The 15,827-nt window shown below is 74.7% G+C and carries 18 protein-coding genes; 8 read left to right on the forward strand and 10 right to left on the reverse strand.

The annotated features are described in order from the left end of the window. The first annotated feature begins 144 nt into the window (after nucleotides 1-144). The 3 genes from VG869_05490 to VG869_05500 all read left to right on the forward strand — a co-directional run bounded on the left by VG869_05490 (nucleotide 145) and on the right by VG869_05500 (nucleotide 2,502). A complete protein-coding gene (locus tag VG869_05490) occupies nucleotides 145-870 on the forward strand; it encodes an HAD family hydrolase (protein HEV3450640.1) in 726 nt (241 codons plus the stop codon). A gap of 142 nt (nucleotides 871-1,012) precedes the next feature. Then, complete coding sequence (locus VG869_05495; GenBank protein HEV3450641.1) at nucleotides 1,013-1,822, forward strand: crotonase/enoyl-CoA hydratase family protein; 810 nt, start codon at nucleotides 1,013-1,015, stop codon at nucleotides 1,820-1,822. Next, nucleotides 1,819-2,502 (forward strand): PaaI family thioesterase, encoded by a 684-nt coding sequence (locus VG869_05500; GenBank protein ID HEV3450642.1) that lies wholly within the window; start codon nucleotides 1,819-1,821, stop codon nucleotides 2,500-2,502. Before VG869_05495 ends, VG869_05500 begins: the two co-directional genes overlap by 4 nt. Here the strand turns inward: VG869_05500 and VG869_05505 are convergent, their stop codons facing one another. The 8 genes from VG869_05505 to VG869_05540 are packed head-to-tail and all read right to left on the reverse strand — an operon-like array spanning nucleotide 2,503 to nucleotide 8,598. After that, entirely contained in the window at nucleotides 2,503-3,333 is an 831-nt protein-coding gene (locus VG869_05505) for an LLM class flavin-dependent oxidoreductase (GenBank protein ID HEV3450643.1), read from the reverse strand. After that, nucleotides 3,330-4,283 (reverse strand): ROK family protein, encoded by a 954-nt coding sequence (locus VG869_05510; GenBank protein ID HEV3450644.1) that lies wholly within the window; start codon nucleotides 4,281-4,283, stop codon nucleotides 3,330-3,332. Before VG869_05510 ends, VG869_05505 begins: the two co-directional genes overlap by 4 nt. Continuing rightward, a complete protein-coding gene (locus VG869_05515) occupies nucleotides 4,280-4,591 on the reverse strand; it encodes a hypothetical protein (protein HEV3450645.1) in 312 nt (103 codons plus the stop codon). The genes VG869_05510 and VG869_05515 overlap by 4 nt, the downstream gene beginning before the upstream one ends. A 39-nt stretch (nucleotides 4,592-4,630) precedes the next feature. After that, nucleotides 4,631-5,074, reverse strand: a complete 444-nt coding sequence (locus tag VG869_05520; protein HEV3450646.1) for an SRPBCC family protein — start codon at nucleotides 5,072-5,074, stop codon at nucleotides 4,631-4,633. 43 nt (nucleotides 5,075-5,117) lie between these two features. Beyond that, complete coding sequence (locus VG869_05525; GenBank protein HEV3450647.1) at nucleotides 5,118-5,540, reverse strand: hypothetical protein; 423 nt, start codon at nucleotides 5,538-5,540, stop codon at nucleotides 5,118-5,120. A 24-nt stretch (nucleotides 5,541-5,564) separates the two neighbouring features. Continuing rightward, nucleotides 5,565-6,695, reverse strand: a complete 1,131-nt coding sequence (locus tag VG869_05530) for a glycosyltransferase family 4 protein (protein ID HEV3450648.1) — start codon at nucleotides 6,693-6,695, stop codon at nucleotides 5,565-5,567. Between the two features lie 17 nt (nucleotides 6,696-6,712). Next, nucleotides 6,713-7,378, reverse strand: a complete 666-nt coding sequence (locus VG869_05535; GenBank protein HEV3450649.1) for an enoyl-CoA hydratase/isomerase family protein — start codon at nucleotides 7,376-7,378, stop codon at nucleotides 6,713-6,715. Nucleotides 7,379-7,380: 2 nt separating this feature from the next. Next, nucleotides 7,381-8,598 (reverse strand): FAD-dependent oxidoreductase, encoded by a 1,218-nt coding sequence (locus tag VG869_05540; protein ID HEV3450650.1) that lies wholly within the window; start codon nucleotides 8,596-8,598, stop codon nucleotides 7,381-7,383. 135 nt (nucleotides 8,599-8,733) lie between these two features. Between VG869_05540 and VG869_05545 the strand changes: the two genes are divergently transcribed. The 4 genes from VG869_05545 to VG869_05560 are packed head-to-tail and all read left to right on the forward strand — an operon-like array spanning nucleotide 8,734 to nucleotide 13,351. Beyond that, nucleotides 8,734-10,893: an acetate--CoA ligase family protein gene (locus VG869_05545; protein HEV3450651.1), complete on the forward strand. Its 2,160-nt coding sequence runs from the start codon at nucleotides 8,734-8,736 to the stop codon at nucleotides 10,891-10,893. Next, nucleotides 10,890-11,714, forward strand: coding sequence for an enoyl-CoA hydratase/isomerase family protein (locus tag VG869_05550; GenBank protein HEV3450652.1), 825 nt, complete (start codon nucleotides 10,890-10,892; stop codon nucleotides 11,712-11,714). Before VG869_05545 ends, VG869_05550 begins: the two co-directional genes overlap by 4 nt. A 3-nt stretch (nucleotides 11,715-11,717) precedes the next feature. Then, entirely contained in the window at nucleotides 11,718-12,875 is a 1,158-nt protein-coding gene (locus tag VG869_05555) for a lipid-transfer protein (protein HEV3450653.1), read from the forward strand. Between the two features lie 8 nt (nucleotides 12,876-12,883). Further along, nucleotides 12,884-13,351, forward strand: a complete 468-nt coding sequence (locus VG869_05560; GenBank protein ID HEV3450654.1) for an OB-fold domain-containing protein — start codon at nucleotides 12,884-12,886, stop codon at nucleotides 13,349-13,351. Nucleotides 13,352-13,600: 249 nt separating this feature from the next. Here the strand turns inward: VG869_05560 and VG869_05565 are convergent, their stop codons facing one another. Then, the gene (locus VG869_05565; GenBank protein ID HEV3450655.1) at nucleotides 13,601-13,732 is read right to left on the reverse strand and encodes a hypothetical protein; all 132 of its coding nucleotides are present in this window, start codon (nucleotides 13,730-13,732) and stop codon (nucleotides 13,601-13,603) included. Between the two features lie 148 nt (nucleotides 13,733-13,880). Here VG869_05565 and VG869_05570 point away from each other — a divergent pair, with 148 nt between their 5' ends. Then, complete coding sequence (locus tag VG869_05570) at nucleotides 13,881-14,597, forward strand: MerR family transcriptional regulator (protein HEV3450656.1); 717 nt, start codon at nucleotides 13,881-13,883, stop codon at nucleotides 14,595-14,597. A gap of 30 nt (nucleotides 14,598-14,627) precedes the next feature. Here VG869_05570 and VG869_05575 read toward each other — a convergent pair whose 3' ends face one another. Continuing rightward, nucleotides 14,628-15,794, reverse strand: a complete 1,167-nt coding sequence (locus tag VG869_05575; GenBank protein ID HEV3450657.1) for an amidohydrolase family protein — start codon at nucleotides 15,792-15,794, stop codon at nucleotides 14,628-14,630. Nucleotides 15,795-15,827: the final 33 nt, after the last annotated feature.

The following is a 15,827-nucleotide window of genomic DNA, read 5'->3' on the forward strand; positions in this document are numbered from 1 at the left end:
CGTCCTCGCCCGCCCGCCGCGCCTCCATCTTCAGCGCCTCGATTTCGCCGAACACGTACGGCGGGAGGGCGTTGATGCGACGGAACTCCATCCGAGATCACGGTATCAGGGGCGCCCTTCGCCGCCGGTTACCGTTTCTGCCCGGTGAGCCCCGTGCAGGCTGTGCTGCTCGACCTCGGCGGCGTCTTCTACCTCCCCGACCACGACCGCGTGCTCGGCGCGCTCGCCCGACTCGAGCGCACGATCGAGCGTCACCGCATCGACGAGGCGCACTACCACGGTGTCGCGGCGCTCGAGGACTTCCGCGACGGCGACCGCAGCGTGTGGCACGCGTACAACCGGGCGTACGCCCGGGTGTGCGGGATCGCGTCGGACGGGATCGACGGCGCGACGGCGGAGCTGCTCGAGGAGTTCGGCCGGGGCGGCATGTGGACGCGCGTGATCCCGGGCGCGACGGCGGCGCTGCGCGAGCTCAACGCCCTCGGCCTGGGCCTGGCGGTGGTCTCGAACGCCGACGGCACGGTCGAGGAGCAGCTGCGGGCGGACGGGATCTGCCAGGTGGGGGCGGGCGACGGGGTGCCCGTCGCCGCCGTGCTCGACTCGAGCGTGGTCGGCGTCTCGAAGCCCGACCCGGGCATCTTCCGCCTGGCGCTCGACGCGCTCGGCGTCGCGCCGCACGAGGCCGTGCACGTCGGCGACACGCCCGCCGCCGACGTCGAGGGCGCACGAGCGGCGGGCGTGACACCGGTGCTCGTCGACCCGTACGACCTCCACCCCGAGATCGGGTGCACGAGGATCCGCTCGCTGCCGGACCTGCCCCCGCTGCTCCGGTCGGGCCGCGTCGACGGCAACGGTTCGCGCCGAGGCTGACCGGACCGACCGGGCTCGGACCGATCGCCGGATCCGGACCGCTCGGCTGCACGCGCGCCGCGGTCGGCGGCCACGGTCGCCCGCTCCCGCCGCCGTCGGCTCACCGTAGGATCGCCCCGCCCGTCCGCCCCGTGGAGGTGCGATGCCCGAGACCCTCGATCTGTCGACCGACGACTGCGTCGTCGAGCGGGAGGGGCCGGTCGTGGTGATCACCATGAACCGGCCCGAGAAGCGGAACGCGCTCAGCCCCTCGATGCTCGTCGGCCTGGCCGACGCGTACGGCTACGTCGACGCCACCGACGACGTGCGGGTCGCGGTCCTGACCGGCGCGGGGGGCGCCTTCTCGTCGGGGATGGACCTGGTGTCGATGAACCAGCCGCGCTCCGAGTACGTCGAGCGGCGGATGACCGAGGAGCCGACGCTGCACTGGAAGGCGCTGCTGCGCGACTACCGGTGCTCGAAGCCGATGATCGCGGCGGTGGAGGGCTACGCCGTGGCCGGCGGGACCGAGATGCTGCAAGGCACCGACATCCGCGTCGCCGGCGAGGGTGCGATCTTCGGTGTCTGGGAGGCCAAGCGCGGGCTGTTCCCGCTCGGCGGGTCGTCGTGCCGGCTGCCCCGCCAGATCCCGTACACGGTGGCCATGGACATCCTGCTGACGGCGCGGCCGGTCACTGCCGAGGAGGCGCGGCGGGTCGGGCTCATCGGTCGCGTCGTCCCCGACGGCATGGCGCTCACGGTCGCGATGGGCGTCGCCGGTCAGGTCGCCGAGTGCGGGCCGCTCTCGACGAAGGCGATCCTCCGAGCCTGGCGCGAGACGGAGCACCTGCCCGACGCGGAGGCGATGCGCCGCCAGGACGCGATCGGCTGGGAGGTCTTCGCGAGCGACGACGCCAAGGAGGGGCCGCGCGCGTTCGCCGAGAAGCGCCCGCCCGTGTTCCACGGTCGATGACGAGCGGCCCGGAGCCGGGGTCGATCCGCGACTCGTCCCTCCCGTCCGCCCCGGCCGGACCGCGCGAGCGGCTGGCCGCCGCCGTCCGCAGCCTGCTCGACACGGTGCTGACCGTCGACGCCGACGGCGCCGCCGTCGACGAGGCGGCCGAGACCACCGAGGCCGTCGTGGCGCGGCTGCGCGCCCGCGGCCGGCGACGGGACGGCTGGTCGGCCCGGGCCCGCCGTCACGAGGACTACCTGCCGCGGAGCCCGGCGCTCGGCGCGCTCCACCCCTCGGCGCCGCCGCTCGCGTGGCGGGTGTGCGACGGGCGCTTCGTCGCCGAGGGCACCCTGGGGGCGGCCTTCGAGGGCCCGCCCGGCTACGTGCACGGCGGCTGGGTGGCGCTGCTGTTCGACGAAGCGCTCGGTGTCGCCAACGTGGCGGGCGGGGACCCGGGCATGACGGCGCGCCTGCACGTCCGCTACCGCCGGCCGACGCCGCTGCACGCCCCGCTGCGGCTCGAGGCCTGGACGACGGGCCGGCAGGGGCGGCGCATCACGACGGCGGGGACGCTGCACGCGGGCCCGACGCTCTGCGCCGAGGCCGAGGGCCTCTTCGTCGACATCGGCGCCGATCGTGCCCTCGAGTACTTCGGCGAGCGCCCGGCGGTGCCGGACCCCGTCGACCCGCTGCCGTAGTCAGGCGAGCGCCGCCGCGCTCGCCCGGAGGCGCGGGGCCACCTCCTCGCCGAGCAGGGCGGCCTGGCCGGGGTCACGGGCGGAGACCGGGCCCGCGATGACCCAGTCGGCACCGGCGCGGGCGTAGCGGGCGAGGCCGTGGGCGACGCGGTCCGGGCCGCCGACGATCGTGCTCGGGTCGGGCCCGATCCGTCGCGCCTGCTCGCGGGCGTCGTCATCGTCGGCGGCGACGAGGACCAGCCCACCCCACGTGCACGCGAACGGCGACCGGGCCGCGTCACGACGGAGCGCAGCGGCGTGACGCCCGAAGACGGCGGGGGTCGACCCCCACTGGTTCCAGCCGTCGGCGTCGAGCGCGGCCACCCTGCGCACCGCCGGGAAGCCGCCGGCGACCCACACCGGGAAGCCGCGGTCGCGCGCCGCCGCGACCGCGGCGCGCAGCGCGCCCACGCGGTCACCGGCGGTCGGGGCCGGGACCCCGAAGGTGTCGTTCTCGTCCTGGCTCGCCGCATCGCCGGCGCCGATGCCCGCCACCAGCCGTCCCGGGGCCAGGCGAGCCACGGTCTCGAGGGCCGCGGCCAGGGCCGCCGGCGGGCGCAGGGACGCGCGCGCCACCAGCGTGCCGATTCGGATTCGCTCGGTGGCGGCGGCGACGGCGCCGAGCGCGGCCACGCACTCGATCGCGGGCCGGCGGTGACGACCGGCGTCGACGCGGAACAGGTGGTCGAAGACGAAGACGCCGTCGATGCCGACCGATTCGGCGGCGCGGGCGACCGTGACCAGCTCGGTCGGCTCGGTGACGAAGGACGGGAGGGTGAGGCCGACCTTCACGCCAGCTGGCGCGCGAGCGCGGCGGCGCCGACCACACCGGCGCGATCGCCGAGCGCGGCGGCGACGATCGGAACCTCGGGCCGGTAGGGCGCGCCCTCGAGGTGGGCGCCGAAGGCGTCGCGCAGCGGCGTCAGGAGCACGTCGCCGAGCCCGACGAGCCCGCCGGACACGACGATGAGCTCGGGATCGAGGATGTTGGCGAGGCCGGCGAACCCGAGGGCGACCTGGCGGGCGTACGCCTCGAGGATGCTCCGCCCGTCGGCGTCGCCCGCGGCCGCGGATTCGCCGACGTGCACGCTGGTGACGGCCCGCGGGTCGCCGCCGGCGCGGGACAGCACGTTCGGCGCCTCGCCGGCGGCCGCGCGCGCACGCGCCAGCGCGCCGAGCCCGCCCCCGCTCGCCTGGGCCTCCCAGTGGCCGGGCTCCCCGCAGGCGCACGCCGGGCCCTGCGGGTCGAACTGCCAGTGGCCGACCTCGGCCGCGAAGCCGTGGGCGCCTCGCGCGATGCGACCGTCGTGGATGATCCCGCCGCCGACCCCGGTGCCGAGGGTGATCACGAGCCCGTGCCGCACGCCCTGAGCGGCGCCGTACCGGAGCTCGCCCAGCGCGGCGACGTTGGCGTCGTTGTCGACCGCGACCGGCACGTCGAGCTGCTCGGTGAGGAGCGCCTGGAGCGGCACCCGGATGAGCTTCGGGATGTTCGGCGCGTAGTGGACGGTCCCGTGCCGGTCGACCATCCCTGCCGCGCCGACACCGACCGCGCCGACGCCGGGACGGGCCCCGGCCAGACGGTCGAAGAGCTCAACGATCGTGGCGAGCAGCGCCGGCCAGTCGGCTGGGGTCGGCGCCCGCTCCTCGACCTCGACCTGTCCCTTCCCGTCGACGACCGCGGCGCGCACGTTCGTGCCGCCGAGGTCGATGCCGACCGTCGGCGGGCCGCTCCGGGTCACTCGTTGCGTTCGATGGGGTGCACGGTGGCCGTCGAGGCCGGCTCGGGGGGCGGGACAGGCTCGGCCGACGGGCGCAGGTCGCGCTGCTCGTCGACGGCGCGTTCGGCGGCGTCGACCACCGCCTGGGCGGCCAGCAGGAGCTCCTGCGCGGCGCGCACGACGTGGTCGGCCACGTCGGGTCCGGCCTCCAGGAGCGCGTTCACGAGCGACTCGAGCGCGGTCGGCGGCGGGAGGCCCGGTCGGGGCGTGGTCGCCTCGTCCGGCTCGGGCCCGTCGGGGGTCGGCTGGTCGTCGCGCACCGGTTCCATCACGTCCCCTTCGGCCGTTCGTCGGCGACCCGGCCCGCTTCAGGGCTGGGCGCGCTCGGACTCTTTCTTCAGCTCCTTCAGCGCCGTGTTCACGATCATGCGGGCCGCTTGGCGCTTGATGAGACCGGGCAGCGGGATCGCCACGTCGATGGCGAGATCGTAGGCGACCCGCGTCCCGGCGCCCTCGGCCTCGAAGCCGTAGCGACCGTCGAGGCGGCGGAGCTTGTCGGCCTCCTCGAGCCGCCAGGAGAACGCGCCGGGCGCATCGGCGTAGTCGTAGGCGAGCACGTAGTGGATGCTCTGGCCGAGGCCGGCGACGCGGTACTCCACGCGGGTGCCCCGCCCATCGGCGTCACGCTCGAGCACGGCGACGTGCTTCACGTCCCGGGCCCAGTCGGGATACCGCTCGAAGTCGACGGCGACGGCGTAGACGCGCTCGGGCGTCGCCCCCACCGTGATGTGCTCGTGGGCCTCGTCGGCCATGCCCAGATCGAACCAAGCGCGCGCGCCCGCGCGCAAGCCCGCGTCAGGCCCGCTCCCGCCGGGCCGGGAACACGCCGTGCCGCGCGCCCCAGAGGCCGACGAGCCCGAGCGGCAGCATCGGGACGAGGATGCCGAAGGCGTCGGATGTGCCCGTGCCGGCGGCGATCGCCACCGACGCCGCCAGCGCGACGAACAGCTGGACCCGGACGGACCGGGGCGCCGAGCCCTGCGCGAGGAAGAGGGTGCCGACGACGATGTCGGCGCCGTTGGCATTGCGGGCCAGCGCCACGCCGAAGGCCCAGACCCACACGGCGATGCCGACGAGGAACAGCGTGACCGCGGTGGCGAGGCCGGCAGCATCGAGCGCGGAAACGCCCGCGGCGGTGGGGATCGCCGTCGCCGCGAACAGCGCCACGCTGACCCAGGACGCGGTCACGATCGCTCGTCCGGGGTACGGCTCCCTCACGCGCCGAGCGTATCGAGGCGCGGGTCAGGTGCTTCGGTCGAGTACGGCGAGGTCTCCGGCGGCGAGGGGCGCGAGGCGCGCCGCGAGCGTGTCGTAGGAGAACTCCTCGTGCGCCCGTCTCTGGGCGGCGGCACCGAGTCGATCCCGCAGGGCGCGGTCGCCGACGAGGCGCGCCACCGCGGCGCGCACCGCGGTGACGTCGCGCGGCTCGACGACGAAGCCGGTCTCCCCGTCCGCGACGGCTTCGTGAGCGCCGCCGCTGCGGCCCGCCACCGCCGGCACGCCGCACGCGGCGGCTTCGAGGAACACGATTCCGAAGCCCTCGGCTTCGAGGCCGCCCCACCGGTCGCGGCACAGCATGGCGAACGCGTCCGCGCACGCGTACAGGGCCGGGAGCTCGTGGGCCGGGACCCGACCGAGGAGGCGGGCCCGGCCGCCGAGGGACCGGGCTCGTCGCTCGAGGCGACGTCGGTCCCGCCCGTCGCCGGCGATGGCGACCTCGACGCCCTCGAGCCCCCGGACCGCCTCGAGCAGGACGTCGAAGCCCTTGCGGGGGACGAGCCGGCTGACGCCGAGCACGAGCGGCGCCTCGGGGTCGAGCCCGTGCCGTCGACGGGTGGCGCGGCGGGTCGCCTCGTCGGCGGGTGCGAAGCAATTCGAGTCGACCCCGGGCGGCACCACGAGCGTCGGGACTCGTCGCCCCGCGACTCGTGCCGCCTGGGTGGCGGCGAACTGGCCGGCGGCGACGACGCCGGCGGCGCGCCGCAGGGTCCGGCGGCCGAGCGTCGCCGTGCCGGGCAGGTGCCCGTAGACCGTCACCTCGGCGCCGTGCGCGACGACCACCGTCGGACGCTCGAGGCGAGCCGCGATGTGCCCGAGGGGGAACATCGGATCGACGAAGACGACGCCGGCCTCCACCTCGGCCGCGAGCGCATTGACGCGCCGCGCCAGGCTCGTCGTGGGCACGAGGAACCGGGCGTCGGTCCGCTCGATCCGGAACCCCTGCGCGGCGTCCCACGACGCCGCGTCCGGGTGCGCGGTCGTGAGCACGACGGTCTCGTCGCTGGGCAGCCGTCGCCAGAGCTCGTAGAGGTACGACTGGATCCCGCCCACCTTCGGCGGGAAGTCGTTCGTGACGAGGAGCGATCGAGTCACGCGGCGCGCCGGTGGCGCTACAGGTCGAGCGTCGCGCCCGACGTCACCCGGGCCCGGCGGAGGATCTTGGCCTTCATGGCCAGCAGGACGGGGCGCGGCGCCAGCGCGATCTCGCGCGCGACGGCGGTCGCCGCCTCGAGCACGGCGTCGGCGGGGACCACCCGCGTCGCCAGGCCGAGGGCGGCCGCTTCGGCGGCGTCGACGGACCGGCCGGTGAGCGCCAGGTCGCGGGCGACGCCGGCTCCGACGAGGTCGTGGAGCGGCGCGTAGACGACCGGGCTGAACCGGTGCTCCGGGTGCGCGAAGCGGGCGGTCTCGCTCGCCACCCGGAGGTCGCACATGACCGCGAGGTCGAAGCCGCCGCCGAGCGCGGGCCCGTTCACCGCCGCCACCGTGGGCAGCGGGAAGGTCAGGATCCGACGGTGCCATCGGTCGCTCGACGACCAGAGCGTCTCGGCGACGCTGGCGTCGGCGAACTCGTCGAGATCGAAGCCGGCGCTGAAGGTGTCGCCAGCGCCGGTCACCACGAGCGCCCGGAGCTCGTCGTCGTCGGCGAGACGGTCGAGGGCGTCGCTCATCTCGTCGCGGAGCGCGATCGAGAGGGCGTTGCGCTTCTCGGCTCGGTCGAGGCGCAGCACCGCGACGCCGTCGGGGTCGGGCCCGGTCAGGGCGACGAGCGGCACCGCTAGCTGGCCCGCTGGGACGCCACCGCGTCGTCGAAGGGCACCCGCTCGGCGATGAGCCGGCGGTAGTGCATGAGGGGCCGGGGTCGGCTGAACCCGACCGCGCCGACCAGGCGGCCGTCGCGTCCGACCGCGGCCACGAACCGCTGCTCGGCGAGGGAGCCGTCCACGACCTCGATGCGGTCGTCGCCGCGCACGCTGCCCGCGACCTGGATCTTCACGTCGTACTGGTCCGACCACACGAACGGGACCGGGTCGAAGGTGGGCGCGGCGCCGTCGCCGGCGAGGAGGCGACGGCCGACGAAGGCTCCCTGCTCGGCCGCGTTCGTCCAGTGCTCGAGCCGGATCGACTCGCCGTCGTAGAGCGCGCTGGGCCAGCGGGCGACGTCGCCGGCGGCGACGATGCCGGGAGCGGCCTGGCAGGTGGCGTCGCAGACCACGCCGTCGTCGATCCGGAGGCCGGAGCCCTCCAGCCAGTCGGTCGCCGGGCGCACCCCGATGCCGACGACGACGACGTCGGCGGCCACGCGGGTGCCGTCCCCGAGCAGGACCGCCTCGACTCGGTCGCCGCCCTCGAAGCCCGCCACCCCCACCCCGAGGCGGAGGTCGACGCCGTGGTCTCGGTGGAGCCGACCGAGCGCGTCGCCGAGCACCGGGCCGAGGCCGCGCACCATCGGGGCCGGCAGCGCCTCGAGGACCGTCACCGACAGGCCCCGACCCCGGCACGTCGCCGCCACCTCGGCCCCGATGAACCCGGCGCCGACCACGACGACCCGGGGGCCGCGCTCCAGCTCGTCGCGCAGCGCCTCGCAGTCGTCGAGGCTCCGCAAGAGGTGGATCCCCGGGAGCGGTGGCGTCCCTGGCAGCGTGCGCGGCACGGCCCCGGTGGCGAGGACGGCCCCGTCGAAGGACAGGCGCTCGCCGTCGGCGAGCGCCACCGTCCGGGCCCGGGCGTCGAGCGCCGCGGCGCGGCGGCCGAGCCGCCAGTCCAGGTCCAGGTCCTCGTAGGGCTGCCTGCGGAGCGCGGTCTGCTCGAGGTCCCACTCCCCCGCGAGGACCTCCTTCGAGAGCGGCGGGCGGTCGTAGGGGAGGTGGTCCTCGGCGCCGACGAACACCAGCCGTCCGCCGTAGCCGGCGGCACGGAGCTCCTCGGCGGCGCGCAGGCCCGCGAGGGCCGCCCCGACGACGACGACGGTGGAACGGTCGTCGAAGCGGCCCACCTGTCGGACGTTACCCGGGTCGATCCTCGGCACCGTCGGTCCCCTCGCCGCGCGTCGGAGACTCGCCCGATTGCTGACCCCCGTGTCATCCTTTGGCGCCCTCACGCCGCGCGCGGCCGTTCCGAAAGCCTGTCCATGCCCGAATCCGGTGTCCCCGTCGATGTGAGCGGTCGCTCGCTGCGGCTGCGCGACGTCGACCTGGACACCTTCCTGCACCCCGCCACCGTGGCCGTCATCGGGGCGTCAGAGGCGGCGCGCAAGCCGAACACGGCCATGACCCTGCGGATCAAGCAGTGGGCCGACGCGCACGGCGCATCCTTCTTTCCTGTGCACCCCGTGTACGAGACCGTCCTCGGTGCCCGCTGCTACGCCTCGATCGACCAGGTGCCCGGGACGATCGACCTGGCGGTGGTGCTCACCGGTCGAGCCGTGGAGTCCTTCGCGGAGGTCGTGGCCCGCGGGGCGAAGTTCGCCGTCATCTTCGCCGCCGGGTTCTCCGAGGTCGGCGCCGACGGGGAGGCCCTCGAGGCCCGGCTCGGCGAGCTGGTGCGTGCGGGCGACACCCACCTCCTCGGACCGAACACGAACCTGAACGCGTTCTCCGACTTCCGGGACGACCTCCCGGGCCCGTCGATCGCGCTGATCACCCAGAGCGGCCACCAGGGGCGGCCGGTGTTCCAGGGCCAGGAGCTGGGCATCGCCATCTCGCACTGGGCGCCGACCGGGAACGAGGTCGACCTCGAGTTCGCCGACTTCGCCCGCTACTTCGCGGCGCAGCCCGGCGTCGGGGTCGTCGCCGCCTACATCGAGGGGTTCAAGGACGGGCGGTCGCTCCTCCTCGCCCTGGACGCGGCGGCGCGGCGGCAGAAGCCGGTCGTGCTCGTGAAGGTGGGGCGGACCGACGAGGGCACGTCGATGGCTCGGGCGCACACCGGGCACCTCACCGGCGCCGACGCCGTCGTGTCGGCGGTGTTCCGGCAGTTCGGCGTCACCCGGGTCGACGGGCTCGACGAGCTCCTCGACGTGTCGGCCGCGTTCGCGCGCACGAAGCCGCCCCGGGGCGACGGGGTGTGCATCTACGCCATCTCGGGCGGCACCGGAGCCCACCTCGCCGACCTCGCCGCCGCCGCCGGGCTCCGACTGCCCGTCCTCGGCGCCGACACCCAGCGGGCGCTCCACGACGGGCTCATCCCCACCTACCTCCGGGTCTCGAACCCGGTCGACTGCGGCGGGCCGCCGGTCACGACCCCCGCCGGTCGCCGCATCCTCGAGCTGCTCCTCGCCGACCCGGCCGTCGACGTCCTCGTGTGCCCCATCACCGGCGCCCTCGACATGATGAGCAAGCCCCTGGCTCGTGACCTCGTCGCCGTCGCCGACACCACCGACAAGCCGATCTTCGTCGTCTGGGGCTCGCCGGTCGGCACCGAGCCCGCCTACACCGAGGTGCTGCTCGGCTCGCGGCTGCCGGTGTTCCGAACCTTCGGCAACTGCGTGCGCGCCGTGCGGGCCTACCTCGACTACTGGGACTTCGCGGCGCGGTACCGCTCGCCGTTCGACGACGTCCCGACCGAGCCCCGTCCCGCGGCCCGACGGGTCCGCCGCCTGCTCGCCACGGCCCCCGCGGGGGGCACGCTCTCGGAGGTCGCCGCCAAGCAGGTCCTCCAGGCCTACGGGGTGAAGCCGAGCCGGGACCGGCTCTGCACCACCGCCGCCGAGGCCGTCGACGCCGCGGCGCGGATCGGCTACCCGGTGGTGATGAAGGCGTCGTCGCCGGTGCTGACCCACAAGAGCGACCTCGGGCTCGTCGCCCTCGGCGTCACCACCGCGACGGCGGTGCGCAGCACGTTCGCCGACCTCCAGCGCCGGGCCCGGCAGGCGGCGGGGCGGCGAGGCCCGGTCGAGGGCGTGCTGGTGTGCGAGACCGTGCGCGACGGCGTCGAGATGGTCCTCGGCCTGGCCCAAGATCCCCTCCTGGGGCCGGTCGTCATGTGCGGCCTCGGCGGCGTGTTCGTCGAGGTGCTCGGCGACGTGAGCTTCCGCGTGCCGCCCTTCGGGCGTGACGAGGCGGCCCGCATGGTGCGCGAGCTGCGGGGCTACCCGCTGCTCGAGGGCGTCCGGGGCGCCAAGCCCGCCGACGTCGACGCGCTCCTCGACGCGATCATGAACGTCCAGCGGCTGGGGATGGACCTGGCCGGGCCGAGCAGCCCGGACGGGATCGCCGAGCTGGACATCAACCCGCTCGTGGTTCGGCCCCGCGGCGCGGTGGCCCTCGACGCCTTGGTGGTGCGGAAGTGAGCAACGTGGACGACGAGCTGCTGGCCCGGGTCGAGGACCACGTCCTCTGGCTGGTCCTGAACCGGCCCGAGGCGGGGAACGCGATCACCCCCGACATGCGGGACCGCATGATCGAGCACCTGACCGAGGTCAACAGCTCGCTCGTCGTCCGGGCCGTCGTCCTCACCGGCACCGGTGACCGGCACTTCTGCACCGGCGCCGACCTGCGGGTGGCGCGGCCGGGGCCGGCGGCCAGGCCGGACGGCGCGCCCGAGCGGGCGACCGGCGACCCGGCCCGCATGATCCGCACCGGGATCCAGCGGCTGATCGGCGCCATGCTGGACTGCGAGAAGCCGATCCTCGCCGCCGTGAACGGCACCGCCGCGGGGGGCGGCGCCGTGATGGTCCTGGCCGCGGACCTCGTGCTCGCCGCCGACCACGCCCGTCTCATCCAGGTGTTCGCGCGCCGCGGGCTCATCCCCGACGGCGGCGGCACCTACCTGCTGCCGCGGCTGGTCGGCCTCCAGAAGGCGAAGGAGCTCGTCTTCTTCGGTGACGACCTCCCCGCCGCCGACGCCGAGCGGATCGGGCTCGTGAACCGCGTGGTCCCGGCCGCGGATCTCGAGGCCACCGCCCGGGAGTGGGCCGGCCGGCTGGCGGCGGGGCCGACGAAGACGATCGGCTTCGCCAAGCGGCTCCTCAACCGCTCGCTCGACGTGGACCGCGCCACGCTCTTCGAGGAGGAGGCGCTGCTCGTGGAGCTGCTGTCCGGCACCAGCGATCAGGCCGAGGGGATGGCGAGCTTCCGGGAGCGCCGCCCGACCGCGTTCCAGGGCTGGTAGGTGGTGGCCTCGCCGCTCCGGGACCGCGCCGCCATCGTGGGCATCGGCCAGACGGCGTTCGGGAAGGGCCTGCCGGCGACCGAGCTGTCGCTCGCCTGCCAGGCGATCACGGCCGCCCTCGACGACTGCGCCATCCCCCCCGCCGAGGTGGACGGGCTCGCCTCCTACACGATGGAGCTGAACCGGGAGGTCGACGTGGCCCGCAACGTCGGCCTCGGCGACCTCTCCTTCTTCACCCAGGTCGGCTACGGCGGCGGCGCCGGCTGCGCCACCGTGCTGCAGGCGGCCATGGCCGTCGCCACCGGCCAGTGCCAGGTGGCGGTGGCGTGGCGGGCGCGGAAGCGGGCCGCGAAGACGAGCCGGCCGTGGGCCCAGGTGCCGCGCCGCCTCGACGACCACTGGCAGTGGAGCCGCCCCTTCGGGCTCCTGCGCCCGGTCGACGAGGTCGCGATGCTGACGCGCCGCTACATGCACGAGTACGGGGCGACGCGCGATCACCTGGCCAACGTCGCCCTCGCGTTCCGGAAGCACGCCAACCGCAACCCGGCGGCGACGATGCACGACAAGCCGCTCTCTCGGCGCGAGTACCTCGAGGGGCGCTGGATCTCCGAGCCGCTCTGCCTCTACGACAACTGCCTCGAGACCGACGGGGCCCTCGCGGTGGTCCTGGTCGCGGCCGAGCGGGCCGTCGACCTCCCGCGGCGACCGGTCTACGTGCACGCGGGCGCGCAGGGCCTGCCCCGCCAGCACCAGACGATGATCAACTACTTCAACGACGACCCGCTGTCGGGTCCGTCGTGGGCCGCCGCCGGCCCGCTGTGGCGGAACGCCGCCTTCGGCCCGGCGGACGTGAAGGTGGCGCAGATCTACGACGCCTTCAGCCCGCTCGTCCCGCTCTCCCTCGAGGGCTACGGCTTCTGCGCCCGCGGCGAGGGCGGCCCGTTCACCGACGGCGGGGCGCTCGAGTGGCCCGACGGCCGCCTGCCGACGAACACGTCCGGCGGCGGGATGTCGGAGGCGTACGTGCACGGCTTCAACCTCGTGCTCGAGGGGGTCCGCCAGCTTCGGGGCACCTCGACGAGCCAGGTCGCCGGCGCCGACACCTGCCTCGTCACCAGCGGCGAGGGCGTGCCGACCAGCGCCCTGCTCCTCCGGAACTAGGAGCGGGCGTGGAGACCGGGTTCGTGCTGCCCGACCTCGAGAGCGAGGACAGCGCCGAGTTCTGGGCCGGCTGTGCCCGCGGCGAGCTGCTCGTGCAGGTGTGCGCGCGCTGCGGCCAGTGGCGCTTCCCGCCCCGGCCGATGTGCCCGCGCTGCCAGTCGCTCGAGTTCACGTGGACCCCGACGTCCGGTCGGGGCCGGGTGTGGTCGTTCGTCGTGCCCCACCCGCCGCTCCTCCCCGCCTACGCCGAGCTGGCCCCGTACAACGTGGTCGTCGTCGCCCTCGAGGAGAACCCGACCATCCGGATGGTGGGCAACCTGGTCGAGGACGCCGACGGCCCCATCAACGCGGTGGACCCGGCGACGATCGAGATCGGCGAGCCGGTGCGAGTGGTGTTCGCTCGGGTCGAGGACGTCAGCCTCCCCCGCTGGGTCCGGGTCGCGAACCGCGGTCGTGGGTCCGCTGGAGCGTCGTAGCCGGCGACGACCGGGATCCTCGCGAGCGCCGTCGGTCCCTCCGGAGGAGGGGCGTGAAGCCGGCTTCGGGCTGTCGACCCAGAGCCGATGCCCGCGGCGGGCCGAAACCCGACCCGCGACCAAGGAGTCCCGGCCCGGGCGAGCCGGGGGGCGAGGTACCGGCGCCGACGCCCGGCGGCGGTGGGACGGGGGGAGACCCGCCGGCACGCCGTGGCGTCAGCGCTGGACTGTGGCGGCCGCCGGTCGGCCTCAGGCCGCCTGGCGCTCGCCGGCGAACTCCGACGCGCGCTCGCCCCGCAGGTGGGCGAGGGTGCGCTCCCAGCGCAGCTGGGCCGCGATCCACGCCAGCGCCCGCTCTCGATCCAGGTTCGTGGTGGCCATCGTTCTCTCCTCGCCGTCCCTTGCGCATCGGTGCACAAGGTCGAGCGTGTTGACTTCAACAGTATTCACTCTTAGGGTATTTCCTGTCAAGGTTAGTGACGCCCGTCACACCCCCGGCTCCCGCCGGGCCGGGCATCCTTGAGGACCCGTGACCACCGAACCCGCCTGCCCCTGGCGCATCGACGACCTCGCCCACCGGGGCGGCGTGACGGTCGACACCATCCGCTACTACCAGCGGGAGGGGCTGGTCCCCGAGGGGCGGCGGGCCGGCCGGGTCAAGCTCTACGGCCCGACCCACCTCGAGCGCCTCGAGCGCATCCGGGACCTCCAGGGGCGAGGCTTCTCGCTCGCCGCCATCCGGGCCCTGCTGGCCGGCGACCGCGAGCACCTCGTCGAGGCCATCTTCGCCGACCGGGGCGAGGGCCAGGGCTACGACCTCGACGCCCTCGTCGAGCGGTCGGGCGTCGAGCCCGGCCTCTGCGCCGCGCTCCGATCGTCGGGCCTGCTGCGCGACCCCGCCGACTACGGGCGGGAGACCTACGACGCCGAGGACCTCGACCTGCTGCGGACGATGGCCGAGCTCGAGCGCGTCGGCCTGCCGACGAAGGCCCTCGTCGCGCTGGGCCGGATCTACGCCGACGGGGTCGAGGCCATCCAGGCCGATGTGCTCGAGCTGTTCAGCACCGGCGGCGCCACCGAGTGGGCGCCGGGCGAGCTCGAGGCGCTCCGCGCCGTCGCCGCCCGGAACACCACGCAGGTCCTGCCCCTGATGCGACGACTCGTCGACTACCTCCACCACCGCACGATCCAGCGGCTGACGCTGGAGGCGATCGAGCGGGACACGCTGCCGAGCCCCGACCGCTAGCGGGCCCGGCGGCGCCGGGCGGTCCCGACGTCAGTCGTCGATGTGCCAGATGCGCGCCGCGTTCTCGCCGATGATCTTGGCCTTCTCGGCGTTCGGGATGTGACCCATCGTGTCTTCGATGACCTTCCGCGAGTACGGCCAGTCGTTGCCGTGGTGCGGGTAGTCGCTGGACCACATGATGTTGTCGATCCCGGCCGCGTGCCGCAGGGCGATTCCCGACCGGTCGGTGATGAACGTTGCCGCGTTGTTCCGGTACCAGTACGCGGACGGCGGCTCCTTGATCGGCAGGTCCCCCCACACCCGGTTCCGCCAGTAGCGGTCGTCGATCGCCTCGATGAGGTGCGGGATCCACCCGACGCCGGTCTCGATCCAGCACATCTGGAGCTCGGGGAACCGCTCGAAGACGCCCGTGAAGATCATCTGGGTGATGTTGCCGGCGCACATCGAGAAGACGTGGCTCATGCCCCCGATCGCCTTCGCGCGCGTCGCCTCGCTCGTCATGTCGTACATCGCGCTGCCGGTCCTCGCCGCCGACTTGCGCGCCGTCGCCCGCTGCTTCCGGCTGACGATGTTGATGTGGACGGCGACGGGGATGCCCTCGTCGACCGCGGCGGCCCAGAACGGGTCATCGTCAGCCGAGAGGCTTTCCTTCCCGGAGGGCCAGTTCGAGATGATCACGCCCTTCGCGCCGCGAGCCTTCGCCTTGCGGAGCGCGTCGACCGCCTGATCGACGCCGAGCGACGGCATCTGGGCCAGGCCGATGAGGCGGCTGGGATCCGGCGCGCAGAACTCCTCGAACAGGAAGTTGTTGTAGGCGTCGATGCCGGCGAGCACGAAGTCGTCGTCGTCGTCGCCCAGGAAGTGGCTGATCGTCCGCTGCGGCGGGTAGAGCACCTCGGCCCACACCCCGTCGATGTCCATGTCCTTCAGCCGCTCGGCGCCGTTGTAGCAGCCGGGGCGAGCGTCCGCGTAGGTGACCCCGAACCACCGGAACTTGTCCCACGGCATGCCGGGCGTCGACACGAGGCCGATGGGGTCGGGATCGCCGCCCACCGCGGTCAGCCACGCGTCGCCCCCGGCCGGGTCCTTGGCCAGCTTCGGCGCCTTCTCCTGGAAGCGCTCCGGCAGCCAGTTCTTCCAGATGTCCGGCGGTTCCAGGATGTGACAGTCGGCGTCGACGACGCGGACCTCGCTCATCGGCTCCTCCAAGCTCGGCCGTCGAGCCGCCAG

Source organism: Acidimicrobiia bacterium (assembly GCA_035948415.1).
GTDB lineage: Bacteria > Actinomycetota > Acidimicrobiia > IMCC26256 > PALSA-555 > PALSA-555.